This window comes from Streptococcus tangpeifui, assembly GCF_011038795.1.
Taxonomy (GTDB): Bacteria; Bacillota; Bacilli; order Lactobacillales; family Streptococcaceae; genus Streptococcus; species Streptococcus tangpeifui.
Genome location: NZ_JAAKDU010000003.1, coordinates 271,526 through 295,493, shown reverse-complemented (window position 1 = coordinate 295,493; position 23,968 = coordinate 271,526). Strand labels below are relative to the sequence as shown.

The window sequence follows — 23,968 nt, the reverse complement described above, 5'->3', positions numbered from 1 at the left end:
ACTTAAAAGTCTGGAAGCATGAGTTTCTGGACTTTTCTTATGGGCCAAGACTCAAGTACTCCAAAATCTTCCTTTTGAGTCAGTAGTCAGCGCCTGATACTATTTAGCAGACCTGATATTCAATTAATTTTAATAGTTCCTTTCCGTCTTGGAGCTTTATGATTGGTATTCTGACTTTTCCTAACCAATGGAAAATGGTAAGATAAATCTATGAAAAATATTATTCCTAAAAAAGTATCTAACTATGAACTCTTTTACGACTTAGTATTTGTTTTTGCTGTTTCAGTATTGACGGGGATGATGCACGGAAAAGGTGTCCACCTCACCTTTTTTAGTTACTTGCAATTCATTATCTCCTTTATCATGCTGATTAAACTTTGGTACCATGAGACTATGTATCTCAATAAGTATGGAGAGCGTGATCTCATGGATATTGTGACCATTATCCTCAATATGTTTGTGATTGGTTACATGGCTAGAGAGTTGACGCTGGATTGGCAAAAGACTTACGTTTCCTTTAATGTGCTCTTTTTATTGAGCAATGTTTCGGTCTTGCTCCAGTATGTCTTGCGTGCTCGAAGGTTGGGCGCTTTCAGCCAAACGATGATTTATCACATGAAAGATATCGGGGTAGACATGGCAGTCCAGATCATCTGGTTTATCTGGTTGACAGTAAATCCGCACATGAATATCTTTTGGGCCTACCTCCTCTACGGGATGAGTTTCCTATTTGTTTATCTGACACGCGCTAAGAAGGAAGATGATAAAGCCAATTTTCCTCATCTGGTGGAGCGTGTTCAACTAATTACTATCATTTATTTTGGAGAAACGCTCATTGCTAGTATCAAAACATTTGATTTAGCGACACATCCCCTAGAAGCAGTCATCAGCTTTGCCATGATTGGCCTTATGTTTATCGGCTACATCACACAGACCGCTGTCATTATGAAGCATCACCAAGAGCGTACAGGGCTTCAGATGGTTTATGTCCATGTCGTTCTCTTGATCGGTATTCTTTTTACAACCTTGATGATTGAGATGGCTGGGGATCCACATTATTTCTATGATATGAAAAATCTGCTTATCTTAGGTCTGGGTCTATTTTACGGCAGTTTGCAATTGCTGGCTCCTTATAATCGCAGGGATCTAACGTTGACACCAAAATGGCTGGCTGCTCACTTAGTCATCCTAGGTCTGCCTTTGGGACTTCTGACGCTTTATGCTAATAGTCCCATTTTAATGCTGAGTTTTGGCTTGCTAACCGGCTTAGGTCAGTTTGCAGTGGTTTGGTACCGCCTGCCTTAGGGATAGGGATACGGAGTTATGGTATTAGCTCACAGTGTTTTTGTCTTAGGGCTTTTTAGTTTCGATGATTTCTAACGTTTTATTTCCCTAAAAACAGTAGATTTTGTCTAGCTGATGAAAGATGGTAGGAGTGTTCGAAGTATTAGCAGACAGTAAGATAAAGGCTGGACAAAAATCTACTCTGCTAAAGAGATCAAAAAAAGCCATTGCTTACCTCTGTCAAGAACATGCCAAAGGGAAAATTGTTTTTATAATGGACTTGTGATGACCACTGATCCAATCCAACTAATGCCAACCATAAGGCTGTTCTTTAAGCATAATCCAAGAAATTCTAAGGCCTTCATGTTTGTCGAGTCCATCGTTACCTAGGTCGGACTGGTATTGAAGGGGTAAGATTCACGAAAAATGTTCCCAGTCTAAGTTCTGATATATGATATAATAATGGGAAACAAAGGCTTGGAGAGTAGCTATGCAAAATAAATTGACTATTAATGATATCGCTAAGCTTGCAGGGGTCGCTAAGAGTACCGTATCTAGATATTTAAACGGTGGCAGTGTCAAAGAATCAACGGCACAACACATCCAAAAAATAATGGATGAATATAATTACGAACCAAATGTCTTTGCACGATTGAGTGCTAAAAATAGTCACATTATTGGTTTAGTAGTACCTGGTTTTAATTCGGTGACAACGCCACGAATTGTTGAAGTGATTGTGGCTTATCTTAAGAAAAATGACTATACACCTTTGATGATGCACACGGACCAATCTACTGATGAAGAAATTAAGAGTATTGTTCGTCTTAGTAAAATGAATGTTGATGGCATTATCGTCCTGTCAACTGGGATTACACCAACACATGAGGAAATTATTAAAACCATTGCGCAGCCCGTCTTATTTGTGGGGCAAAGTAATGCCCATCTTCATACGGTCATTAATGATGATTACGCAGCGGGTAGAGCAGTAGGTGGACTGGTTGGGAAATCAGGAGCCAAGGCTGTTCTTTGTCTATGGGTTGACCCTCATGATATAGCCGTTGGGCAAGTTCGTAAGCAGGGAGTGATGGATGGTTTGAGTGCAAGAGGGATTTCAGATGTGGAATTTGTTTATACGACATTTGACTATAGAGAGGCCATTGAGTCACTTAAAAGCTCCCTTGACCCCAAGCGGTTTCCTGATGCTATCATCTGTGCGACAGACCGTCTAGCTCAAGCGGCCTACAAGGTATTACCGAGTTACCACATTACCATTGGTAAGGATATTTCAGTTGTAGGTTTTGGGGAGTACGAAACAAGTGCCCTGCTAAATCCGCCTCTAACCTCTGTTAAATTTGACTGGTATAGTACAGGTATTATCAGTGGTGAAAGTATTCTTCAAATGATTCAAGGAAAACCAGTGAGCAATATTCAAGTGATTCCTTTTGAGCTATTTGAACGTGCTAGTCTTGTTCAAAAGGAGGGAGAGTAAGACTCAACCAGAGCTTTTTAACCCATCTCCGCACAGTTGATTAAGTTCTCAATAGCCACTAGCTATTGAAAGACTATGACTTGCATGGTAGTTAAAGAGTCCAGTGGACTGTTTAAGAGGGCACCTGAAAATGGGACTGCGCCCTCACCTAAGATAAGGACTGCCAATCACTACATCAATCTGGTTAAACCTACCATAATGTTAAGGAGTCTGGGCTTTTGTCTCAGATTCCTTAATTTTAAAAATAAACAAAACCGGTTCCAAAAAAAATTAAAAATCTATTGCATTATTTTTATTTGATGGTATAATGAAAGCGTAAACAACATGGAACCGGTTCCTAAAATAATTTGGAGGCAATTATGGCTGATTACAAAAAGATGTGTCAAGATATTGAAAAATATGTCGGCGGTCGTCAAAACATTGTGGGTGTCGCCCACTGTGCCACACGTTTGCGTATTGTGCTAAAGGACAATAGCCTGGCGCAAATAGATAAACTTGAAACAGTGGATCTCGTCAAAGGGGCCTTTGTTGCAGGCGATCAAATTCAGTTGATCATTGGACCTGGCTTGGTTAATGACGTCTATGAGGCTTTTTCTGACTATGTTGGCATCAAGGACATGAATATTTACGATCTAAAGGAAGAGAGTGCTAAGAAAAATAACATCTTCCAATCGATTATTAAATCCCTTTCCGATGTCTTTGTTGCTATTATTCCTGCTATCTTAGCGGCAGCCTTATTGATGGGAATTACAGGTGTGCTCGGTAATTTTGATATGGTTAAAGAGAATGATACTCTCTATGCTATCAATAGACTGGCAAGCCTAGCAGCCAATGGTATCTTTGCGATTTTACCCATGGTTGTCTGTTATTCAGCCGTTAAACGCTTTGGCGGAAATCCCGTACTTGGTATGGTGGTCGGTGCTATTATGCTGGATTCAACACTGGCAAATGCCTACTCAGCAGCACAGGGAACGGTTAAGGTGGAAACCATTCACTTATTTGGTCTTCCTATCAATATGATTGGTTTTCAAGGCGGTATTCTAGTTGCTTTGATGATTGGTTTTGTGGTGGCTAAGCTCGATATTTTCTTTAATAAGAAAGTTCCAAACTCTATCAAACTCCTAGTTGCTCCTTTGCTCACTGTCTTTATCTCAACAGTCTTGCTCTTTACTATCGTTGGACCAGTAGGTCGATTTTTATCAACTGGTTTGACGAGCGGATTGGTATGGTCAACTTCACACCTAGGATTTGTAGGATTTGCTTTGTTTGCAGGTGTCCAGCAGCTCCTTGTTATCACTGGTCTGCATCATATCATCGGTGCGGTAGAAGCGCAGTTACTGGCTGACACCGGCCATAACTTTATCAATCCCTTGATGTCTGTGGCATTGATTGGTCAATCTGGTGCGGTGATCGGCTACCTAGTAACCCATTGGAAAGATACCAAGGTCCGTGAATTAACATTACCAAGTTTTGCCTCTACCTTGTTTGGCATTAGTGAACCGGCAATCTTTGGGGTCAATCTTAGATACCGTTATCCACTAATCGGGGGTTGTATTGGAGGAGCGCTAGCAGGTGTCTATGTTTACTTCTCAAAATTGACATCCCTAGGATTCGGGACAACAGCTGTACCAGGAATTGCCATTGCAGATCCTGCACATAATGGCTATATTAATTATATTATTGCCCATCTGATCGGATTTGTCGCTGGTCTAGTAGCAACCCTATTGCTCAGTACCATTCATAAAGATAAAACACAAGAAAATTAATCGTTAGACTCAAAGACAATCAAAAATAAACTAGGCGATAGGGCATAGAGAGTACTGGCGTCAGGCAAGATAAGTCAAGGGCCTATATTTTGATTGTCAAGTGTATTAACTGAAATGACCAAAAGAATCTGACACTGCTTGTCTCAGATTCTTTGTGTCTATTTGGGAGAAAGACATGTATACCAAACAAGATTATCTAAACGAGTGCAAAGAGTATTCCTATATGAGAGAAAAGGTTAATAAAGATCCTAATCGGCTTGCCTTCCATCTCATGCCACCAACTGGCTGGCTCAATGACCCCAATGGCTTATTTCAGCATCAAGGAAGAAACCATATCTATTTTCAATACACGCCTTTTAAGGCGAGCTGGGGAATCAAATCGTGGGGGCATTATACGACCAAGGATTGGATTCATTATGTAGAAGAAGAGCCCTTCTTGTTTCCTGATATTGCGGATGACCGTGACGGTGCTTACAGTGGCTCAGCCTTCAAAAAAGATGATCAGGTGCATTTTTTCTACACGGGGAATGTCAAGCTGCTTGATCAAGAGTATGACTACATCACCAATGGTCGTGAGCAAAATACTATTCATATTCAGAGCCCAGACGGCTATCAGATTGATGTCAAGGAGACGGTACTGAAAAATGAAGACTATCCTACTGATCTCAGTAAGCACGTGAGAGATCCTAAAATTTACCCAGTAGATGGCAGCTATGTCATGGTACTCGGAGCAAGGACCCTAGCAGATACCGGCTGTGTGATCTGCTTTAAATCTCATAATTTAAGGGAGTGGTCTTATATTGGCCGCATTGAAACAGACAGCCCCTTGGGTTACATGTGGGAATGCCCTGACTTATTCGAACTGAGCGGTCAAAAGGTCCTATCATTCTGCCCCCAAGGCCTCCCCGCTCAGAAGGAAAAATTTCAAAACGTTTTTCAAAATGGCTATGTCCTGCTGGATGGTTGGCTAGGAGATTATGACTTGTCAGTCTTCAAAGAATTTGATTATGGCTTTGATTTCTACGCCCCCCAGACCTTTTTAGATGATAAGGGACGACGCATTTTAATAGCCTGGATGGGGATGCCTGAGGAGTCAGGCTATAGCAACCAACCGACAATAGAATACGGTTGGATCCATGCCCTAACCATGCCAAGAGAGTTGGTCTATAAAGATCATCATATCTACCAAAAACCTCTGGATGAGTTTAAGCAGCTCAGGTTGGATGAGCATCATTGGGAATTGACTTCGTTTACAGGATGGCAGACAGAGAATTCCACTTTTGAAATGCGAATAAGATTTACTGAGAATCCTAAAAGTTTTTCCGTCCAACTGAGAGAAGGTGTCAAACTATCTTACAAGAATAATCTTTTGCGATTAAGTCTTGGCAAATCTGGATATGGTAGAAATGAGAGAGTGGCAAGGATAGACAATCTGTCTGATTTGGTCATTTACTCAGATACATCCGCTATAGAGATCTTTGTGAATGAAGGATTGTTTACAATGACTAGCAGAGTCTACTCAGACTTCTTGGGGCAAAAACTATCTCTTGATAGCAATGTTGATGGCCTGCTTAGTATTTACCAATTGAATGGTTTTGACTATCATTAATAGGAGATGCTGATCGTATGGGTTCAGCTCAAAACTCTTGGAGGTGCAGGCAAAAATTCAACATAGCCAATTAGATCTTTATCCCAAGGCTGAATACGGTTCTGTATTTCAATATGCAGATCAGTTTGCCCGAGGTTTGCTAAGATTTTGTAAATTCCTAGATGATGCTGTTTTAGTGCTTTTAGTATGGTTGAAATTCTAGAAATTCGTGATGTGCTCAGCTAAATAAATTGGGCAAGTTTTGAAGTATAATCGGAAATTCTCTAAGAGAGTAAGTCGTAGCTAGCCCTGCTTGGTCTCTGCCAGTAGAAACTAAAGCAATGTCGCTGGCAAAGAATGCGGTAGAGTAAAAAACAGTAATTGAAAGGAATCCCTTGCCAGCTAGCTGGGGCATTATTAGTAGAGAATGGGATATATAGTATTTAAAAATCTGGGACAACGTGCTCAGATTTTTTGCTAGCTATCGGAAAAAATTTAGAAAAGGTGAAGGAAAATCTTGACTTATAGTTGACTATAAGTGATACACTACAGTTGCTAAAGGTAAAAAGGTTTGAAATCCATTGTTGATTTTATGCTGATACCGCCTTGTATGACGGTGTGTTTCTAACAGGAGGTTCTATTATGAAAACACTGATTATTTATTTTTCTGAAACAGGAACAACCAAAGAGCGTGCACAAGCTATTGCGCATGAACTAGGGGCAGACTTGTATGAGATCAAGGCGAAAATCCCTTATACTAGCCAAGATAGGAATTGGTATGATGATTCCAGTCGCTGCAATCTTGAGCAATACGATGAGTACAGCCGTCCTGATTTTGCAGGGAATCTGCCAGATATTTCACAATATGAGCGCATTTTAATCGGCCATCCGACCTGGTGGGGAATTCCCCCAAGGGTTGTCCAAACGGTTATGGATCAAATGGACTTTTCCGACAAAATTCTAGGCAGCTTTTCGACATCAGGCGGTTCAACCTATGTAAAAGCACAGCCGATCTTTAACCAATATGCAGCTAAATATCATATTGCAGGTGATGTCTTGAATAGTACAGCGGCCATGAAACGTTGGCTAAAGCAATTAAACTAAGGGAGTTACATTAATATAGAGCAAAAATCCCTCAGCTTAGCTTTGACAAAAGAAGTGGTTGCGCTTATTGTCAGTGTGACTAAAGAAGGCTATCTAAATGATTATATAAACACTCTGATACTATTCTTACAGCCGATGATAGTCTATCTAGATAAATTTCACACCACTCACATCATATTGTAGGAGTTCTCAGATAAGAAAATTAATGTTTGATCAAAAAGTCTTGACTTACAGTTCACTAGAAGTAGTAGAGTAATCTCATAAAGAAAAAAGGAGAATTTTTATGTCAACTAACCAAACAGCACCAATCGTACTTGGAACTTGGTCTTGGGGAACTGGCGGATTTGCCGGTGGGAACGTAGTCTTTGGCAATAGCCTTGACACCGCAGATCTCAAGGATGTCTTCAAAACAGCTATGGATGAAGGGCTCAACACCTTTGATACAGCTTATGCCTATGCTAATGGTGAAGCTGAACGTATCTTGGGTGAACTTACTGGTCAATATGATCGCTCGCAAGTAATCCTATCAGACAAGTTTACCCCTGGTATGCAAGATGACACGAAGGAAAATCCTGTAGAAGATATGCTGGAAGGCAGCCTCAAACGTCTGGGTACTGATTACATTGATATTTATTGGATTCACAATTCTGCCGACGTGGAACGTTGGACACCCTTCTTGGCTGACTTGGTCAAGTCAGGCCGAGTTAAGCGCATCGGTGTTTCTAACCACAGCCTTGAGCAGGTTAAACGTGTGCAAGAAATCTTGAAACCAGCTGGTGTACAAATTTCAGCCGTGCAAAATCACTTCAGCCTTCTCTATCGTCATTCTATCAATGATGGTCTTCTTGACTACTGTAAAGAAAATCATATCCAATTTTTCTCATACATGGTCTTGGAACAAGGGGCTTTGTCTGGTAAGTATGATAGTCAGCATCCAATGCCTGCTGACTCTAACCGTGGTAAAACCTATAATCCAATGTTCCCAGCTTTGAGTGATTTACTGGCTGAGCTGAAGCGTTTGGCAGACTATTACAAGGTCAGTCCAGCTCAAATTGCGACCGCTTGGGCTATTGGACGCGGCACAACACCAATTCTTGGTGTGACAAAAGTAGGGCAAGTCGAAGATGCTGCTAAGGCTAGTCATGTGTACCTTACAAATGGAGAAATGGCTAATCTTGAAAATCTAGCGACTCAATCAGGTGTTGATACACGTGGTGGCTGGGAAGGTCAAGCCTAATATCAATCAAAAGGAGTCTATAATGTTTTTAATTACCATTACTATCAAAGCCGATCAAGTCCCTCAAGACCAGGCCGATGAACTCTTGAACAAACACAGAGCTTGGTTCAAGTCAGAATTTGATGCAGGTAACTTCAAGATTGTTGGCCCTCTTAAAGATCGTGGCATGGCAGGGATTGTCATTGCCAAGGCTGATTCACGAGATGATTTGGATGCTATGATTGCCAAAGATGCCTATTACCCAGACTATGCCACTTATGACGTGGCCGAATTTAAAGCCAATCTGGTAGCAGATGATATCGAAGGAGACTAAGATGACAACAAGAATCTTTTTATTCCATCCTAATCCTGACCAATCTAGAGCCAATAAGGCCATGGCTCAAGCAGCTGCTGAGCAAGGCATTGAGGTACGTAATCTCTATGCCCTCTACCCAGATGGTAAGATTGATGTCAAGAAGGAACAGGCTGCGCTGACAGCTACAGACCGCATTGTCTTACAGTTTCCAATGTACTGGTATTCTATGCCATCCTTGATGAAGGAGTGGCTGGACCAGATACTAGAGTATGGTTGGGCTTATGGTTCATCTGGTGACGCCCTCCAAGGCAAGCAAGTCCTGCTTGCTGTCACTCAAGGAGCAGGAGCGCAGGATTATACAGCTAACGGCCGATTCCATGTAACCACACAGGAATTGCTCAAACCAATAGAGACCATCAAGTACCATACGGGTCTCGTTTTTGAAGAGCCTTTTGTTCTATCTGGCGTACTCAATTTATCGAATGAAAAACTGGCTCAAGAGGCGGCTAATTATGTTGGCTGTTTACAAGAATCATAGCCAAAAGGTTTAAAATTGTGTATACTGAACAGATAGTTAAACTGATGTGTATATATTGAAAGGTGATCGAATATGCCAAAAGAAGGAACTTACACTATTACTCAGGTTTCTCAAATGTACGATATTAAGCCCAATACCTTGCGTTATTACGAGCGCATTGGGCTCTTGCCTGAGATTCCTCGTCAGGCAAACGGCAATCGCTATTTTACAGATGATCTCAATAAGTGGCTAGAGATGGTCATTTGTCTGCGTCATTCGGGTGTTTCTATCGAGGTCTTAGTAGATTACTGTCAGTTGCTCATGCAGGGCGATCAGACAGTCGAGGCACGTGAAGAATTGCTTCGTGAGCAGTTAGAGAACCTTGAAAATAAGAAAAGGAATCTCCAGCGTTCGATTGATCGCCTGACCCATAAAATAGGTCTCTACGAGTCGGGAGAAATTCTCAATAAAGACACCTACTATGAGGAATATGGGATCATCTTCGATAAAGACGGCAGCTGGAAGGAGCGCTTAGATGACTTTGAAAATTGATGCCTTTGCTCATGTGCTCTTGCCTAATTTTTATGAAAAAATGCTTACGCTGGATAAGGCGTTAGCACAGAAGATGCCTTTTATCCAAAATCCAGTCCTGACCGATCTGAACAAGCGCCGTGAGACCATGCCTGCTGACACTAAGCAGATTATCAGCTATGTCAATACCAATCCAGAGGATTATATGGCAGGTGAGATGGCGGCCCTCTTAGTAACCGAAGCCAATGGAGAATTGTTAGCAGCAGTGCAGGCCAATCCCGATATCTTTACTGGCGGTGTCGCCATGGTCGCCATGAATCATATTCTGGAAGCCGTGCGCGTGGTGGAAGCATTTGTCCCAGCCCATCCTGAGATACTGGGAATTCAGCTCTTTACCCGTCATCTAGGGAAGTCTGTGGCGGATGAGGAGTTTAAATCTGTCTTTGAAGCAGCGGCTAAGCACGATGTGCCAATCTGGCTCCATCCTGTTTTTGATGCCCGAAAGCCCGACAATAACATTATCTTTAGCTGGGAGTACGAGCTGACTCAAGCCATGCTTGAGATCGTACAGGCTGGTTATTTTCAGGCATTTCCAAATTTGAAAATCTTGGTTCATCATGCCGGCGCCATGGTTCCTTACTTTGCCGGTCGTATCGAGCGGATTCTGCCAGAAGATCAGGCCGCTGACTTTAAGAAGTTTTATGTGGATACTGCTCTCCTTGGTAATCCTAAAGCCCTCGAACTCTGTGTGGATTATTATGGTGTTGACCATGTTCTCTTTGGAACAGATGCGCCCTTAGGAATCCTGCCGGCGGGTGCGACGGAGGTCATTGCCCAAGCGATTGAAACTCTTGCGCTCGGTGATGAAGAGAAACGGCAGATTTTCACGGGTAATGCTCAAAAATTATACGGATTGGAAGATTAATATGACAGAGATTTTTAGATTATTTAGATTGGGGCTCGATTTGTCCTATGAGACTGATTTTAACCAAATCGGCTATAACAACTTTACCCAGTCAATGGAGCTGGAGCCAGGAACCTTGGCTATGTATGGCAGTCATGTCCCCAGTGATAAGAGTCAGCAGGTTGTTCTTGAGCGCTATGCCAGTGATGAGGCCTACCAAAAACATGTAGACTCACCGCATTTTAAAGCCTTTGCCGGTTTGGCGCAAAAGGCCATCACCAGCCGTGAAGTAGTGACATTAAAGCCTGAGATTTTTCTCCAAAAACCAACAGCATTGAGAGTTTTGGAGCCAAACGATTTTTCAGTGCGTCTGGCAAGAGTGACAGTCAGTGACAGTCAGGCTTTCGCAGCTATCGTCTTACCAGAGATGCAGGCCAGTATGGACAAGGAGTCTGGTGTCCTTGTCATGTACGCAGGTAGAGACATTGAGAATCCCAATACTTGGTATTTCTTTGAAGTTTATGAAGATGAGGCTGCCTATGAGGCTCATCGGGGAACCTCCCATTTCAAAGATTATATTGCAAAAAGCAGCAACCTTGTTTTAGACAAGACCCTGCAAGTCTTGACTGGTGACATGCTGGTTAATAGAGGCTAATTTATTCAAGCCTTTATCAAGCAGAGGGTAACGTGCAACTGAAATGCCTTTTAAGCATGGCAGTTAGTTGTTCTTGGTATTTGTAAATTAATTTACACAGAGCTATACTAATGGTAAAAAATAACTATTGAGAGAAAGAAGTGATAATTCATGGCTAAACATGAAGAAGTAAAAGCACATCCTTTATTTGCCTTTGGTGAAGAGAACCCTTATGGCGCTAGCTTTACAGGCCAATCTTATCTGGCTATGTTAGCCCAAGCACCAGATAGACAAACCAGTGTTGGAAATGTGACCTTTGAACCGGGTTGCCGCAACAACTGGCATGTCCATTTGGATGGCTATCAAATCCTGCTAGTGACAGGCGGAGAAGGGCTCTATCAGGAGGAAGGAAAGCCAGCACGTCATCTGAGAGCAGGCGATGTGGTCGTGACAGACAAGGGTGTCAAGCACTGGCATGGGGCAACCAAGGACTCTTGGTTTAGCCATATTGCTATCACAGCAGGCGCTAGTGAGTTTTATGAGCCCGTTACAGATGAAGCCTACGATACCGCAAATAAGGAGGAAGGTTAATATGGCTAAAAAACAAACAGCAGGACGTGATAATTTAGGAGATTTTGCTCCCAAGTTTGCAGAACTCAATGATGATGTCCTCTTTGGCCAAGTCTGGTCGCGTGAGGAAGAATTATCCCCTAAGATCCGCTCTATCGTAACAGTTTCAGCTCTCATCACAGGCGGCAATTGGGAACAGCTTAAGTACCACCTGAATACGGCTAAAAATAATGGCGTCACTAAGGAAGAGATTTCAGAAATCATTACCCACATTGCCTTCTATGTCGGCTGGCCCAAGGCTTGGTCTGCTTTTGGATTAGCCAAGGAAATCTGGGGGGAAGAATAGAAAAGGCCAGTAGGCCTTTTGAGTTTGAAGACAAAGTCTCATTTTTTCATAACTCATCGGCTTAAGTTTTATAGAATACCAGCACATATTTACGTCAAAAAAGAGGAGGATGATATGATGACCATTACCATCAAACCTTACCAACATCGCTACAAAGACGCAATCTTATCTCTGTCAATTGAAAGCTGGGCAACGGTCTTTTACCAAATGCGCTCTGCTGTACCGGCTTTTGTCTATGATAATTTTTATCCTCAAGGGTGGGAATCCCGTCAAACAGCAGATTTGTCGCAGGTCTTGGATGAAGCAAGCAGTCAGACTCTGCTGGCCTTTTCAGATGACGAACTAGCAGGCTGGCTTGCTTATCGCATACACCCAGAAGATAGGATGGGGGAAATCTATGTTGTGGCCGTTTCACCAAAACACCAAGGTAGGGGGATTGCTACAAGGCTGCTGGAAACTGCTTGTCAGAAAATCACTCAAGCTGGCATGAAGATGGTTATGGTGGAAACTGGCGGAGATCCGGGACACTTACCCGCCCGCCAAACTTACGAAGCTTTTGGCTTTGAACCTTGGCCGGTTGCAAGGTATTTTAAAAAACTATAAAACGAAAAAAGCGCCATTGAAAAGAGTGAATGGCGCTTTTTTGGATCTAAAAAATGACAGTCAGCAAATAGCCACTGAGACTCGTACGCTCAGCCCTCAGCAACGGTTGAGGGCTGAGTATAGGGATCAATTTGCCCCAGCTCAATGCAGAAGGTAAATTCATGATAGGCGTAAATCCCACTGATTTGCTTATATGCGCCCCATCCCTTGCCGTCTATCGCCTCTAATTTTTTCTGCTAATCAGTCATGGTCATGCCCCTTACCTTTCTTTTAACCGAAATGTCTTCTGTGCAAGCCATGCTGTTAACAGGATAGATATAGCCAGTAGACCAAAGATGGTCATATAGGCTGAAAATTCATGGCTAAGAATGCTTCGGTAGCCTTTTTGGAGCCATTCAAAGGGGTTGATCCATGAGATTGCCTGAACGAATCGGGGAGCATGATTCAAGGACCAGAAAATACTACTTGGTAAAAGCAAAGCAAACATGGTTAAGTTAGTAAAGGTACTTAAATGCGCTTCGTCTTTTGGAAACCGTGACAAGACAAAGCTAAATAAACTAAACAGGACAGCTTCTGTCAAAAATAGAGGAACGAAGAACAATATTTTTCCAAAAGTTATGGCTAGTGAAAACAATTTAACCTCAATGGTTAAGAGCAGCAAGGCAATGAGGCTGGCCAGCAATGCCTGACTGAGAACAATGCCGCTTAGATACTTCCAGATAGAAAAGGGGGTGACAGACAGCAATTCAAATACGCCCCGCTTTCTTTGCGAAAAGATGGAGAAGGACTGTGTAATGCAGGCCTGACAAAAAATACTAAAGGTTATGATACCAAAGAGAGTGTCTGCGCCTAGAGTGACTTTAAAATAGTGAAGTCCGATAATAAAGGCCAAGGGCAGGCAAATCGACCAGAATAAGAGGACAATGTCCTTTAAGCTGTTTTTTAATGAAATGGTGAATACATTAAACATGAGCGTCCTCCTTATTGGCTGTTAATTCGTAGAATAATTCTTCTAGGTTCGTGACCTGATAGTTTCTAATTAGCTCATCGGGATCCCCGCTTTCTAAGATGGTTCCTTCGTGAAGAAACATTACGCGATCGGCTGTATTCTTAATTTCAATCATATCATGAGAAGCAAAAAGGACAGTCTTCCCATCTTGTTTTAAGCGTTGAATCATTTGCTGAACCTCTCTTTGTCCGCTTGGGTCAAGACCGGCTGAGGGTTCATCCAGAATCACCAAGTCTGGCTGGTGAATCGTTGTAATGATAATCGCCAGTCTTTTTTGCTGCCCCAGTGACAATTTAGCAGCCTTGGTTTTCCTTGCTTCATAGAGATTGTGTTCTTTTAGTAGCTTCTCAATCTCATCTTCAGACAAAGAAACAGCGTAAAAGGTTGCAAATAATTTGAGGTTATCGACAATATTCAGTGCTTCAAAGAAGGGTGTTGTCTGCAGCTGGGCGCCAACCTTTTTATTAAAGTCTGGCATTCCAGAGCTGATCTGCCCCGTGTCCGGCTTAATAATCCCAAGCAGGAGCCGAATGGCGGTTGTTTTCCCAGCTCCGTTTTTTCCTAGTAGGGCAAGGATCTCATTTTCTTTGATGGTAAAATTCATATCCTTGATAATTTTGCGATCTCTAAATTGCTTGTAAACATGGTGAAATTCTACTAGATTCATATTATTCTCCTTTGTATAATCAACTTTGACTATATTGGTAAAAAGAAAGCCGGTCTATAACTCATTTTTTTGCCGGCTCAAGATAGTCAGAGTTTTATCGATTAGCTCGATTTGAGACCTGACCGTCTCAAACATATGTTCAAAAATAATTTGCGTTAGTTCTGGAATATGATTGCCCATTGATCTTTTCTTACTGTCCATCCCCTTACTTAACATATCATATTCTATTTCAAGCTGCTCCTTGTTTTTTTGCAGATCGTCTATTGCTTCTTGCAGAGGAAGCTGGTCGGCAAAAGAGATGCCAGTGTAAAGTTGAGTAGGGTAGTGAATTTTGTTAGCCGTCAGACATTCTTTGATGAGTTCAATTTGGTGCTTTCTCCCTGATTCCGTTATTTTGTAGATGGCTTTTTGCCTGTTTCCGTTAGCTTCGATACTTTCGATTTCAATGTAGCCATCTCTTTCCAGTTTCCGTAAGGCATTGTAAATGGACCCTGGTAGCACTCCCGCCCACCTCTGTGTATCGCTGATCTCCAATAGTGATTTAATATCGTAACCAGACATGGGTTTTACATTTAAGATAGCCAGAACTAAAAGCTTAATCACGCAACAACCTCCTTTGTTTATTCAACGTTGAACATTTATAGCTTAGCAATTTCTTTCTTAGATGTCAAGATGTAAAAGTTAAATCTTAAAACTAAAATGCAAATAAATTTTTAAGGTAGTAAGGATTATTGGCTCAGCCATATTGCTATCACAGCAGGCGCTAGTGAGTTTTATGAGCCCGTTACAGATGAAGCATACGATGCCGCAAATAAGGAGGAAGGTTAATATGGCTAAAAAACAAACAGCAGGACGTGATAATTTAGGAGATTTCGCCCCTAAGTTTGCAGAACTCAATGATGATGTCCTCTTTGGCCAAGTCTGGTCGCGTGAGGAAGAATTATCCCCTAAGATCCGTTCTATCGTAACAGCTTCAGCTCTCATCACAGGCAGCAATTGGGAACAGCTTAAGTATCACCTGAATACCGCTAAAAGTAATGGTGTAACGAAAGAAAAAATTTCAGAAATTATTACTCACATCGCTTTCTACGTTGGTTGGCCCAAAGCTTGGTCAGCCTTCGGATTGGCTAAGGAAATCTGAGGAGAATGAATCATCGATAGTAATTGTTGAAATTGATCACCTGATTGACCCTGATATCTCCAATCCTGATGAAAATCGGTTTATCTATTGGCATTATCCTATCATCTTTGGTCTGAGCTTTGTAACGGTGGCTCTTGGATTTTTGGGCAATGCAAAAGCTCATAATTGTTTTGCTGTCACACTGTTTTACCTCGGTGTCTTTTCACTATTGCTAGGAATCTATCAGTTGAAATCAGTGAACAAGCCAAGTCATCGGTTTACACGGAAACTCGTTATCAGATGCTCAGTGACTTGGCTGATGGGCCTTATCTTGAGTTGTCTTTTCCTAGCCAGCAGTTCTATTTTAATGGTAATTGGTGCTATAGTGACTGGTTTCCTAGCAATTATAGCTGTGCAGTTTAACTTAAAAAATCGGCCAAATCCATGAGTTAAAAATCACAAACGCGTGAGTCCTATATCGGTGCGGTTTAAAACCGAGAAATAACACCATCTCGTTTGAGGTGGTGTTATTTTGTGTATGTATAGATGCAAAAAGTTGGAGGTTTATAAACCATCAATTTTTTAGCATTAATCCTCTTCAATAAAGTTGTATCCAATAACTTTTGCCAGAGCAAAGATAATAAAGAAAGTAATCATGGCGCTGACAGCGACGTCCGATAGGAAGTGTGCTTGTACACGCACACGTGAGAGCGCCATCAGAAAACCGTAAGCTAAGCAAATATAAGTTACGATCTTTTGGCCTTTGATATTCTCACGGCTAACAAGAAACGGGAAGAACATGGCACTCATCCCAGCTAGTGTGTGTCCTGATGGGAAAGAACGATGACCGTTTACCCCATTGATTTGCCACCAGTTGGTAAAGTGAGCCCCATCGACATGACCAAAGACTTCGTAAGGGCGAAAGCGTCCCCACGTTTCTTTCATGGTATCGATGATACTTTCAGATAAGAAATGAAAGGCAATTCCCATGATGGCGACTGAAATTAGATAGTGCAGAGCTTTTGGATCTTTTTTGGCTAGCCATTTGAATTGAATGAAAGTTCCCAATGCCCAAATGACCAAGCTGACACTGTATTTCAAACTTATAGGGTAGCTAATGGCACTGCCAGTATCATTGTTAGCAGTAGCGATTGGGAGTCCTTTATCAATATTGGCCATGGTAGAGTATCCATAGTAAAGCCAGTCATCAACCATGTGGAGAATGGCCCAGAATGATAGGAGTAATCCTGCCAGTGTCAGGATAAGTTTAAGTCCTGTGGATCGACTTCGCTGATAGCCTGCAAAACCTAAGATATTAGCTGATAAGAAGAGGACTAAAGGTTCAGGAAACATCCCAAAGTTTTGAAAAAGTGTTCCAAAGATGGAATCTTGGCTACTAAAGTTCTGGGAAATCTGCTGGTCAAAAAGACTAGCCAATATAAGGAAAAAGATAGCACTAACATAAGTTATGGTTAACAAACGTTTGTCGTGACGATTAAGTGTAAACATATCAAACCTCGTTTCAATTGTGATGACTACATTCTATCAATCAATTTCAATGTTCTTATCAAATTCCTGTAAAATCATTGAAAATTGTACTTCCGCTGATTTTACAAAAACTTTACAAAACTATGGGGATAGATTTGATAATTGGGACTTAGAATAAGACTTGTCAAAATAAGAAATAAGGAGAATTTTACAGATGAAAAAAATTACTCGTCTCTCACTCATTGCCTTAGCTGGATTGACTGGTCTTAGTATACTAACAGCTTGTGGCGGTTCTAAATCAGGTTCTAATAATCAACCCATTAATATCATTACCCGTGAAGATGGTTCAGGAACACGCAGTGCCTTCATTGAACTTTTCGGTATTGAAGAAAAAAGCAGCGATGGTAAAAAGGTTGACCATACAACTCAACAAGCCACGGTTACTAACTCTACAGCAGTTATGCTGACCACTGTAGCCGATGATAAGAATGCTATCGGTTATGCTTCACTTGGTTCTGTCAATAACAAGGTCAAGGTTCTCAAAGTCGATGGAACCAAGGCTAGTGCTAAGGCTGTTAAGGATGGCAGTTATAAGATTTCTCGTCCATTTAATATCGTCACTAAAGATAATATCAACAGCCAATCCAAGGACTTTATCAATTATATCCTGAGTGAAGAAGGGCAAAAGATTGTCGAAGATAATGGCTACATCTCGGATTCCAATACAGGTGCTTACAAGTCTCAGGCTCAGAGTGGTAAGATCGTCATTGCTGGCTCAAGCTCGGTCACTCCAGTTATGGAAAAACTCAAGGAAGCCTATGTCAAAGAAAATCCGAATGTGACCATCGAGATTCAGCAAAGCGACTCAACAACAGGGGTAACCAGTGCCATTGATGAAACTTGTGATATCGGTATGGCCTCACGTGAACTGGATAAGTCTGAAACTGACAAGGGGGTCAAATCACAAGCTATTGCCCTTGACGGTATTGCTATTATCGTCAATAAAAATAACAAACTTAACAATATTACAAGTGACCAAGTTAAAGCTATCTACACCGGTAAGACCAGCACTTGGGGTGCACTTGATAAATAAGGAGTCTTAAATGGCCCAAACAAAAGAAAAAGTGATGCAAGCGGTCTTCTTTCTGACTGCCTGCATTTCTGTGTTATCGGTTTTATTAATTTGTATCTTCCTCTTTGCCAATGGAATTCCAGCTATCACTAAAATTGGTTTTGGAAACTTCATCTTTGGCAAGATTTGGCAGCCAGCTAATAATAGCTATGGTATTTTTCCTATGATTATCGGCTCTATCTATGTGACTGCTGGAGCCTTACTCCTTGGAGTCCCTATTGGGATCTTGAGTGCTATTTATATGGCTAAGTTTTGTCCGGATAAGATCTATAAGCCACTCAAGATGGCCATTAATCTCATGGCAGGGATTCCATCGGTTGTCTATGGTTTCTTTGGCCTAGTAGTCTTGGTTCCCTTCGTCAGAGAACAGACCTTGAGTATGGGAACAGGCGTGCTAACAGCATCAGTCTTGCTGGGCTTGATGATATTACCGACCATTATTACGGTGTCAGAGTCAGCGATAGAGGCGGTACCAGAGTCCTATTATGAAGGGGGCTTAGCGCTTGGGGCTTCTCATGAACGCAGTATCTTCTTTATCGTAGTCCCGGCAGCTAAGCGTAGTATTCTCGCTGCGGTTATTTTAGGTTTGGGACGGGCTATTGGTGAGACTATGGCAGTGATTATGGTAGCGGGAAATCAGGCTGTTATCCCGACATCTGTCACCTCTGGGGTCAGAACCTTGACGACTAATATCGTCATGGAAATGGGCTATTCGACTGGACTTCACCGTGAAGCTCTCATTGGGACAGCTGTGGTATTGTTCGTGTTTGTATTGTTGATCAATGTCAGCTTCTCGCTGATGCGTAAAGAGGAGTGAGTATGAAGCCAGTAAGAATATCAAAAAAGATGAAGGAGAAGTGGTTGTGTTATAAGGAAGATCCGATTTCTCTTATCCTAGCAGTTTTGGTCCACCTTGGAATCGTTTTAACGACACTCTCTATTTTGACTATTGTAGGATATGTTTTGATTAAAGGAATTCCTAATATCACACCTGAGCTCTTTTCCATGACCTATACAACGAAAAATGTCAGTCTCATGCCGGCTATGATTAATACAGTCTTTATGACCTTTTTAGCTCTCATTTTTGCTGTACCGGTGGCTGTTGGGGCTTCAATTTACCTGACAGAATATGCTAGACGAGACAATCCTTTTGTAGCAGTTATACGAATTGCGACGGAAACTTTGGCAGGAATTCCATCTATTATCTATGGTTTGTTCGGTGCCCTCTTTTTTGTTAAGTATGCCCACATGGGCCTCTCGCTCTTATCTGGAGCAGTTACGCTTGCTATCATGGTTCTCCCCGTAGTGATGCGGACGACCGAAGAAGCGCTCTTATCTGTACCCGATGGCTATCGTGAGGGAAGTTTTGCTCTTGGCGTCGGCAAACTTCGGACCATTTTTCAGATTGTTCTGCCTAGCGCAATGGCAGGTATCTTTTCAGGCATTATCCTAGCTATTGGCCGTATTGTCGGGGAATCAGCTGCTCTGATTTTCACAGCTGGTACGGTCGCAGAAGTGGCCAAGAGCCTCTTTAGTTCTAGCCGTACCTTAGCGGTCCATATGTATGCCATTTCCGGAGAAGGTCTCTATATCAACCAGACCTATGCTACAGCTGTAATTTTGCTGGTTTTGGTAATTGTCATCAATTTACTATCAGAGTTTGTTGCTAAGCAACTAGAAAGAAAGATCAATGGGGAATAAATTAGAAATCAATCAATTAAACCTCTACTACGGTGAGCATCATGCCCTAAAAAATATTAATCTGGCTATTGCTGAGAAAGAAATTACCGCTTTTATCGGACCTTCTGGTTGTGGAAAGTCCACTCTTCTCAAAAGCCTCAACCGTATGAATGACTTGGTCATAAATTGTCGGATTAAAGGTTTGGTGACCTTGGATGGGCAAGATATCTATAAGGATGTAGATACGAATATTCTGCGCAAAAAGATCGGTATGGTCTTTCAAAAGCCGAATCCATTTCCAAAGAGCATCTATGATAATATCGCTTTTGGTCCTCGTTCGCATGGGATTCATAACAAAGCTAAGCTAGATGAAATCGTAGAGCGCTCTTTGCGCCAAGCGGCTATCTGGGACGAAGTCAAGGACTGGCTTAATAAGTCGGCTCTGGGACTTTCTGGTGGACAGCAGCAACGTCTATGCATTGCAAGAGCCCTTGCCATTAAACCAGAAATTCTGCTTATGGATGAGCCGACTAGTGCTTTGGACCCTGTATCGACTGCCAAAATTGAAGAATTGGTTCTGGAGTTGAAGAAGAACTACACCATCGTCATGGTCACTCATAATATGCAGCAGGCAGTGCGGGTGTCAGATAAGACAGCTTTCTTCTTATCTGGTGAGTTGGTTGAATATGGCAAAACCAGCCAACTTTTTTCAGTCCCTAAAGATAAACGCACCGAAGACTACATTACAGGGAGGTTTGGTTAATGCGTAGTAAATTTGATCATCAGTTGAATGACCTAGATAAGGATCTCAGTATTATGGGGTCCCTCTGTGAAGAAGCTATTACCCTGTCATTAGATATCCTGAAAGACGATGAGTTTCACTTAGCTGAACAAGTATCTGAGACAGCTAGGCGTATCGATCATTTAGAGCGAGATATTGAGTCTCAGTGCCTGAAACTCTTGTTGCGGCAGCAACCGGTGGCTAAGGACCTGCGCCGTATCTCGGCTGCTCTTAAGATGGTTTACGATATGAAGCGTATTGGTGCTCAGTCTGGTGAAATGGCATCCATCATGTCGCAAAAGCACATTGTTTCAGGACCAGAAGTAGAGCTCCTTGAAGATATGACCAAGCGAGTGAGTACAATGGTGACAGCTAGTATCGATGCCTTTGTCGAAGAGGATATGGAGAAAGCTCAAAAAGTTATTCAAGACGACGAGAAAGTCAACCAACAATTTGATACAATAAAGAAAAAACTCATCACCTACTTTTCTCAGCCGAATGCAGATGGGGAGTACGCTGTGGATCTCTTAATGGTGGCTAAGTATGTCGAGCGTATCGGTGATCATACGGTGAATATTGCCAAGTGGGTGCTCTACTCAATTACAGGACAGTTAGATGGAGATAGTGCATGATTTATTGCGTGGAAGATGATGATGACATTCGTGAACTGGTTGTCTATAGTTTGCAGACAGCAGGATTTGATGCCAAAGGGTTTGAGAGCAGTGCTCCATTTTGGGCAGCTCTTAAACTGCAGCAGCCTCAGCTCATTCTATTAGATATCATGATGTTAGATGAGGATGGGCTTAGTATTCTCAAGAAGCTAAAAGAAAAATCGTCAACCAAGGATATTCCAGTTATCATGTCGACGGCCAAAGGGACGGAGTTTGATAAAGTTAAAGGCTTGGACTTGGGAGCAGATGACTATTTGGTTAAGCCTTTTGGCATGATGGAAATGATTTCTCGCATCAAAGCAGTGCTGCGTCGGAGTCAGCCAAGGATAAGTAAGCTCAAGCTGGGGGCTATCAGTCTTGATAGTGAGCAGCATTTGGTAACAGTAGATGATCAGCGTCTGACCTTGACTCGAAAGGAATTCGACCTCTTAGAGCTTATGATGCGTTATCCAAAACGTGTCTTTTCCCGCCAGGAGCTATTAGATGCGGTCTGGGGAGAGCAAGCGGTTCTTGAGACACGGACAGTTGATGTTCATATTGGAACGCTGCGTACCAAGCTGGGTGAGAGTGGTTCCTCCATCCAGACAGTCCGAGGTATCGGGTATCGGATGGAGGTAGAAGATGACACGTAGGATTTTCAGCGCAACCTTATTGGCCACTCTAGGGGTGTTATTAGCGACTTTACTAATGATTTCAGGTGTGCTCTATCGCTATTTCACTGAAAATCAGTTTGACCAATTGCGCACAGAGACTCGTTTAGTAGCTCAAGGAATCGATTTATCTGGACCGGAGTACTTTGAGCACTTGGATACTTCCTTGATTCGGGTGACTTGGATCGATCAGTCAGGCCAAGTCCTTTATGATAGTGAGACGGATACAGCAAAAATGGGAAATCATGCCAACCGTCAGGAAATCAAAGATGCTCTAGCGCACGGGACTGGAGAAAGTTCCAGATACTCATCAACGCTAACGCAGCGCTCTCTCTATACAGCTAAGCGGTTAGAGAATGGGACAGTGGTTCGTCTATCTGTGACTCAGCATACAATCCTCTTACTCTTGATACGAATGAGTCAACCGATCTTTTTAGTCGTATTGGTAGCCGTATTCTTGTCAGTCTTTTTAGCCCGCAGGACAGCCAATCGTCTGGTAGCACCGATCAATCAACTCAATCTTGAGACCCCCCTTGAGAATGATGCTTATGAAGAGTTATCGCCACTCTTGCGCCGCATTGACCATCACCAGCAAGAAATCAGTCAGCGTGAAAATCTTTTAGCTCAGCGTCAGCAGGAGTTTGACACCATTACCTCGCGGATTAAAGAGGGGATGATCCTCCTCAACAGCAACCGTCAGATTATCAGTATCAATGGAGCAGCTCAGCATCTGTTTGAAACGGATGAGACTAGTATCGGTCGTGATATTATAGATGTTAGCAGGGATTATCAGCTTAATGATTTAGTTGACAAAGGGTTAAATGGTCATAAAGGGGAAGGCTACCTGGAGATGGACCAGGCCGTCTTTCGTGTCTTAGCTAGGCCGGTTGGTGAGTACGACGCGGTGACTGGCGTAGTCCTCTTGCTCTTTGATATTACCGATCAGGTGCAGATCGAGCGGATGCGTCGTGAATTTACAGCTAATGTCTCTCATGAACTCAAAACACCCCTCCATGTCATCTCAGGTTATTCCGAAATGATGGCGAATCGGCTGGTCACGGGAGAGGATGTGCCAAAATTTGCTCAGAAAATCTATCAAGAATCCAAACGAATGATTCAGCTGGTTGAAGACATCATTAATCTCTCCCATTTAGATGAGCGGGAACAAGTGGAAATGTCTTTGGTGGATGTTCACGAAGTGGCAGAAGATGTTATCAAGACTCTCCTGCCTAAGGCTGATGAGCATGAGATTTCTCTCAATCTCATTGGCCAGTCAGCCACGATTAAGGCGAATCCGGCCTTGTTGGAATCCATTATTTACAATCTCTGCGACAATGCTATTACCTATAATCATGATGGCGGCAAGGTGGACATCCGTATCGCTCCCAAGACTAATCAAGTCATCCTAGAAGTGGAAGATAACGGTATTGGTATGTCCGAACAGGACCAGTCGCGCATCTTTGAACGCTTCTACCGCATCGATAAAAGCCGCTCCAAGAAGGTCGGTGGTACAGGACTTGGTCTCTCTATCGTCAAGCATGCCGTACAAATGCATGATGCTCAAATCCTCGTTGACAGCCAAGAAGGTAAGGGAACCAAAATGACTATGATTTTTAAGGCAGTCAAGTAATTCTGGAAGATGCCAAAACTAGGTGAACGGATTAGAGTGTCAGACACTGGTATGGGACAACTAAGGATTTTTGGTTGACTCATGTGATCGTTGTAGCAGGAGCTAGTGAATTTATGAAGCCGTGATAGATACACTCAAGATTTAAACAACGCTCCTGCCAAGAAGAATGGGAATTAATTGAAAAGGCCTGAAAAGGTCTTTTTCTTTTGACATCATATTTGTCAGACAAATTTTTTGTCAGAGTAAATCGATTGTGCTAAACTGATCTCATA

26 protein-coding genes and 2 pseudogenes are annotated in these 23,968 nt (G+C 42.3%); 23 read left to right on the top strand and 5 right to left on the bottom strand.

Annotated elements, in window-relative coordinates; translation table 11 throughout:
- Window positions 1-210: 210 nt before the first annotated feature.
- The 15 genes and pseudogenes from G7Y32_RS04580 (at window position 211) to G7Y32_RS04515 (ending at window position 12,868) form a co-directional block, all read left to right on the top strand.
- Window positions 211-1,305, top strand: a complete 1,095-nt coding sequence (locus G7Y32_RS04580) for a low temperature requirement protein A (RefSeq protein ID WP_165211235.1) — start codon at window positions 211-213, stop codon at window positions 1,303-1,305.
- A gap of 466 nt (window positions 1,306-1,771) precedes the next feature.
- Window positions 1,772-1,912: pseudogene (locus G7Y32_RS10450) on the top strand (LacI family DNA-binding transcriptional regulator); the annotation flags it as partial.
- Window positions 1,898-2,773, top strand: a complete 876-nt coding sequence (locus G7Y32_RS04575) for a trehalose repressor (protein WP_277423762.1) — start codon at window positions 1,898-1,900, stop codon at window positions 2,771-2,773. The pseudogene G7Y32_RS10450 and the gene G7Y32_RS04575, both read left to right, overlap by 15 nt.
- Before the next feature lie 359 nt (window positions 2,774-3,132).
- Complete coding sequence (locus tag G7Y32_RS04570; protein WP_165211229.1) at window positions 3,133-4,539, top strand: PTS transporter subunit EIIC; 1,407 nt, start codon at window positions 3,133-3,135, stop codon at window positions 4,537-4,539.
- A 175-nt stretch (window positions 4,540-4,714) separates the two neighbouring features.
- Complete coding sequence (locus G7Y32_RS04565) at window positions 4,715-6,148, top strand: glycoside hydrolase family 32 protein (RefSeq protein WP_165211226.1); 1,434 nt, start codon at window positions 4,715-4,717, stop codon at window positions 6,146-6,148.
- A 618-nt stretch (window positions 6,149-6,766) separates the two neighbouring features.
- Window positions 6,767-7,231 (top strand): flavodoxin, encoded by a 465-nt coding sequence (locus G7Y32_RS04560; protein ID WP_165211334.1) that lies wholly within the window; start codon window positions 6,767-6,769, stop codon window positions 7,229-7,231.
- Window positions 7,232-7,514: 283 nt separating this feature from the next.
- Window positions 7,515-8,468: an aldo/keto reductase gene (locus tag G7Y32_RS04555; protein ID WP_165211223.1), complete on the top strand. Its 954-nt coding sequence runs from the start codon at window positions 7,515-7,517 to the stop codon at window positions 8,466-8,468.
- A 22-nt stretch (window positions 8,469-8,490) separates the two neighbouring features.
- On the top strand, window positions 8,491-8,781 hold the full coding sequence (locus G7Y32_RS04550; RefSeq protein ID WP_165211220.1) for a YciI family protein: 291 nt from the start codon (window positions 8,491-8,493) through the stop codon (window positions 8,779-8,781).
- Between the two features lies 1 nt (window position 8,782).
- The gene (locus G7Y32_RS04545) at window positions 8,783-9,301 is read left to right on the top strand and encodes an NAD(P)H-dependent oxidoreductase (RefSeq protein WP_165211217.1); all 519 of its coding nucleotides are present in this window, start codon (window positions 8,783-8,785) and stop codon (window positions 9,299-9,301) included.
- 72 nt (window positions 9,302-9,373) lie between these two features.
- Complete coding sequence (locus tag G7Y32_RS04540; protein ID WP_165211214.1) at window positions 9,374-9,832, top strand: MerR family transcriptional regulator; 459 nt, start codon at window positions 9,374-9,376, stop codon at window positions 9,830-9,832.
- Window positions 9,816-10,736, top strand: a complete 921-nt coding sequence (locus G7Y32_RS04535; RefSeq protein WP_165211211.1) for an amidohydrolase family protein — start codon at window positions 9,816-9,818, stop codon at window positions 10,734-10,736. The genes G7Y32_RS04540 and G7Y32_RS04535 overlap by 17 nt, the downstream gene beginning before the upstream one ends.
- A gap of 1 nt (window position 10,737) precedes the next feature.
- Window positions 10,738-11,370 carry a putative quinol monooxygenase gene (locus G7Y32_RS04530; RefSeq protein ID WP_165211208.1) on the top strand — a complete coding sequence of 211 codons (633 nt, stop codon included), beginning with the start codon at window positions 10,738-10,740 and terminating at the stop codon, window positions 11,368-11,370.
- A gap of 150 nt (window positions 11,371-11,520) precedes the next feature.
- Complete coding sequence (locus tag G7Y32_RS04525) at window positions 11,521-11,940, top strand: cupin domain-containing protein (protein ID WP_165211205.1); 420 nt, start codon at window positions 11,521-11,523, stop codon at window positions 11,938-11,940.
- Window position 11,941: 1 nt separating this feature from the next.
- The gene (locus G7Y32_RS04520; RefSeq protein WP_165211202.1) at window positions 11,942-12,265 is read left to right on the top strand and encodes a carboxymuconolactone decarboxylase family protein; all 324 of its coding nucleotides are present in this window, start codon (window positions 11,942-11,944) and stop codon (window positions 12,263-12,265) included.
- A 114-nt stretch (window positions 12,266-12,379) separates the two neighbouring features.
- Window positions 12,380-12,868 carry a GNAT family N-acetyltransferase gene (locus tag G7Y32_RS04515; RefSeq protein ID WP_004225781.1) on the top strand — a complete coding sequence of 163 codons (489 nt, stop codon included), beginning with the start codon at window positions 12,380-12,382 and terminating at the stop codon, window positions 12,866-12,868.
- A gap of 89 nt (window positions 12,869-12,957) precedes the next feature.
- Here the strand turns inward: G7Y32_RS04515 and G7Y32_RS10365 are convergent.
- The 4 genes and pseudogenes from G7Y32_RS10365 to G7Y32_RS04495 form a co-directional block, all read right to left on the bottom strand.
- Window positions 12,958-13,089: pseudogene (locus G7Y32_RS10365) on the bottom strand (ABC-ATPase domain-containing protein); the annotation flags it as partial.
- Window positions 13,090-13,127: 38 nt separating this feature from the next.
- Window positions 13,128-13,838, bottom strand: coding sequence for an ABC transporter permease (locus G7Y32_RS04505; protein ID WP_165211199.1), 711 nt, complete (start codon window positions 13,836-13,838; stop codon window positions 13,128-13,130).
- The gene (locus G7Y32_RS04500; RefSeq protein WP_165211196.1) at window positions 13,831-14,544 is read right to left on the bottom strand and encodes an ABC transporter ATP-binding protein; all 714 of its coding nucleotides are present in this window, start codon (window positions 14,542-14,544) and stop codon (window positions 13,831-13,833) included. Before G7Y32_RS04500 ends, G7Y32_RS04505 begins: the two co-directional genes overlap by 8 nt.
- A gap of 54 nt (window positions 14,545-14,598) precedes the next feature.
- Window positions 14,599-15,147 carry a PadR family transcriptional regulator gene (locus tag G7Y32_RS04495; protein WP_165211193.1) on the bottom strand — a complete coding sequence of 183 codons (549 nt, stop codon included), beginning with the start codon at window positions 15,145-15,147 and terminating at the stop codon, window positions 14,599-14,601.
- 226 nt (window positions 15,148-15,373) lie between these two features.
- On the opposite strand from G7Y32_RS04495, the gene G7Y32_RS04490 reads away from it, so the two are divergent.
- Window positions 15,374-15,685 (top strand): carboxymuconolactone decarboxylase family protein, encoded by a 312-nt coding sequence (locus G7Y32_RS04490; protein WP_165211190.1) that lies wholly within the window; start codon window positions 15,374-15,376, stop codon window positions 15,683-15,685.
- Window positions 15,686-16,252: 567 nt separating this feature from the next.
- On the opposite strand, the gene G7Y32_RS04485 is transcribed toward G7Y32_RS04490, so the two are convergent.
- Window positions 16,253-17,173, bottom strand: coding sequence for a phosphatase PAP2 family protein (locus G7Y32_RS04485; protein WP_165211187.1), 921 nt, complete (start codon window positions 17,171-17,173; stop codon window positions 16,253-16,255).
- Window positions 17,174-17,366: 193 nt separating this feature from the next.
- Between G7Y32_RS04485 and G7Y32_RS04480 the strand changes: the two genes are divergently transcribed.
- Genes G7Y32_RS04480 through G7Y32_RS04450 form a run of 7 tightly spaced genes read left to right on the top strand, consistent with a single transcriptional unit; the run spans window position 17,367 to window position 23,696 of the window.
- A complete protein-coding gene (locus tag G7Y32_RS04480) occupies window positions 17,367-18,245 on the top strand; it encodes a substrate-binding domain-containing protein (protein ID WP_165211184.1) in 879 nt (292 codons plus the stop codon).
- Between the two features lie 10 nt (window positions 18,246-18,255).
- The gene (gene pstC, locus G7Y32_RS04475; RefSeq protein ID WP_165211182.1) at window positions 18,256-19,101 is read left to right on the top strand and encodes a phosphate ABC transporter permease subunit PstC; all 846 of its coding nucleotides are present in this window, start codon (window positions 18,256-18,258) and stop codon (window positions 19,099-19,101) included.
- A gap of 29 nt (window positions 19,102-19,130) precedes the next feature.
- The gene (gene pstA, locus G7Y32_RS04470; protein ID WP_435796726.1) at window positions 19,131-19,985 is read left to right on the top strand and encodes a phosphate ABC transporter permease PstA; all 855 of its coding nucleotides are present in this window, start codon (window positions 19,131-19,133) and stop codon (window positions 19,983-19,985) included.
- Complete coding sequence (pstB, locus tag G7Y32_RS04465; protein WP_165211176.1) at window positions 19,975-20,727, top strand: phosphate ABC transporter ATP-binding protein PstB; 753 nt, start codon at window positions 19,975-19,977, stop codon at window positions 20,725-20,727. The genes pstA and pstB overlap by 11 nt, the downstream gene beginning before the upstream one ends.
- Entirely contained in the window at window positions 20,727-21,377 is a 651-nt protein-coding gene (gene phoU / locus G7Y32_RS04460) for a phosphate signaling complex protein PhoU (protein WP_165211173.1), read from the top strand. The genes pstB and phoU overlap by 1 nt, the downstream gene beginning before the upstream one ends.
- Window positions 21,374-22,048: a winged helix-turn-helix domain-containing protein gene (locus G7Y32_RS04455; protein ID WP_165211170.1), complete on the top strand. Its 675-nt coding sequence runs from the start codon at window positions 21,374-21,376 to the stop codon at window positions 22,046-22,048. The genes phoU and G7Y32_RS04455 overlap by 4 nt, the downstream gene beginning before the upstream one ends.
- On the top strand, window positions 22,038-23,696 hold the full coding sequence (locus tag G7Y32_RS04450) for a sensor histidine kinase (RefSeq protein WP_165211167.1): 1,659 nt from the start codon (window positions 22,038-22,040) through the stop codon (window positions 23,694-23,696). The genes G7Y32_RS04455 and G7Y32_RS04450 overlap by 11 nt, the downstream gene beginning before the upstream one ends.
- The last annotated feature ends 272 nt before the right edge of the window (window positions 23,697-23,968 follow it).

Bases quoted from the DNA above. Each gene is read 5' to 3' on its own strand.
- G7Y32_RS04580 (WP_165211235.1), top strand. From the start codon at position 211: ATGAAAAATATTATTCCTAAAAAAGTATCTAACTATGAACTCTTTTAC.
- G7Y32_RS04575 (WP_277423762.1), top strand. From the start codon at position 1,898: ATGGATGAATATAATTACGAACCAAATGTCTTTGCACGATTGAGTGCT.
- G7Y32_RS04570 (WP_165211229.1), top strand. From the start codon at position 3,133: ATGGCTGATTACAAAAAGATGTGTCAAGATATTGAAAAATATGTCGGC.
- G7Y32_RS04565 (WP_165211226.1), top strand. From the start codon at position 4,715: ATGTATACCAAACAAGATTATCTAAACGAGTGCAAAGAGTATTCCTAT.
- G7Y32_RS04555 (WP_165211223.1), top strand. From the start codon at position 7,515: ATGTCAACTAACCAAACAGCACCAATCGTACTTGGAACTTGGTCTTGG.
- G7Y32_RS04550 (WP_165211220.1), top strand. From the start codon at position 8,491: ATGTTTTTAATTACCATTACTATCAAAGCCGATCAAGTCCCTCAAGAC.
- G7Y32_RS04545 (WP_165211217.1), top strand. From the start codon at position 8,783: ATGACAACAAGAATCTTTTTATTCCATCCTAATCCTGACCAATCTAGA.
- G7Y32_RS04540 (WP_165211214.1), top strand. From the start codon at position 9,374: ATGCCAAAAGAAGGAACTTACACTATTACTCAGGTTTCTCAAATGTAC.
- G7Y32_RS04535 (WP_165211211.1), top strand. From the start codon at position 9,816: ATGACTTTGAAAATTGATGCCTTTGCTCATGTGCTCTTGCCTAATTTT.
- G7Y32_RS04530 (WP_165211208.1), top strand. From the start codon at position 10,738: ATGACAGAGATTTTTAGATTATTTAGATTGGGGCTCGATTTGTCCTAT.
- G7Y32_RS04525 (WP_165211205.1), top strand. From the start codon at position 11,521: ATGGCTAAACATGAAGAAGTAAAAGCACATCCTTTATTTGCCTTTGGT.
- G7Y32_RS04520 (WP_165211202.1), top strand. From the start codon at position 11,942: ATGGCTAAAAAACAAACAGCAGGACGTGATAATTTAGGAGATTTTGCT.
- G7Y32_RS04515 (WP_004225781.1), top strand. From the start codon at position 12,380: ATGATGACCATTACCATCAAACCTTACCAACATCGCTACAAAGACGCA.
- G7Y32_RS04505 (WP_165211199.1), bottom strand. From the start codon at position 13,838: ATGTTTAATGTATTCACCATTTCATTAAAAAACAGCTTAAAGGACATT.
- G7Y32_RS04500 (WP_165211196.1), bottom strand. From the start codon at position 14,544: ATGAATCTAGTAGAATTTCACCATGTTTACAAGCAATTTAGAGATCGC.
- G7Y32_RS04490 (WP_165211190.1), top strand. From the start codon at position 15,374: ATGGCTAAAAAACAAACAGCAGGACGTGATAATTTAGGAGATTTCGCC.
- G7Y32_RS04485 (WP_165211187.1), bottom strand. From the start codon at position 17,173: ATGTTTACACTTAATCGTCACGACAAACGTTTGTTAACCATAACTTAT.
- G7Y32_RS04480 (WP_165211184.1), top strand. From the start codon at position 17,367: ATGAAAAAAATTACTCGTCTCTCACTCATTGCCTTAGCTGGATTGACT.
- pstC (WP_165211182.1), top strand. From the start codon at position 18,256: ATGGCCCAAACAAAAGAAAAAGTGATGCAAGCGGTCTTCTTTCTGACT.
- pstA (WP_435796726.1), top strand. From the start codon at position 19,131: ATGAAGGAGAAGTGGTTGTGTTATAAGGAAGATCCGATTTCTCTTATC.
- pstB (WP_165211176.1), top strand. From the start codon at position 19,975: ATGGGGAATAAATTAGAAATCAATCAATTAAACCTCTACTACGGTGAG.
- phoU (WP_165211173.1), top strand. From the start codon at position 20,727: ATGCGTAGTAAATTTGATCATCAGTTGAATGACCTAGATAAGGATCTC.
- G7Y32_RS04455 (WP_165211170.1), top strand. From the start codon at position 21,374: ATGATTTATTGCGTGGAAGATGATGATGACATTCGTGAACTGGTTGTC.
- G7Y32_RS04450 (WP_165211167.1), top strand. From the start codon at position 22,038: ATGACACGTAGGATTTTCAGCGCAACCTTATTGGCCACTCTAGGGGTG.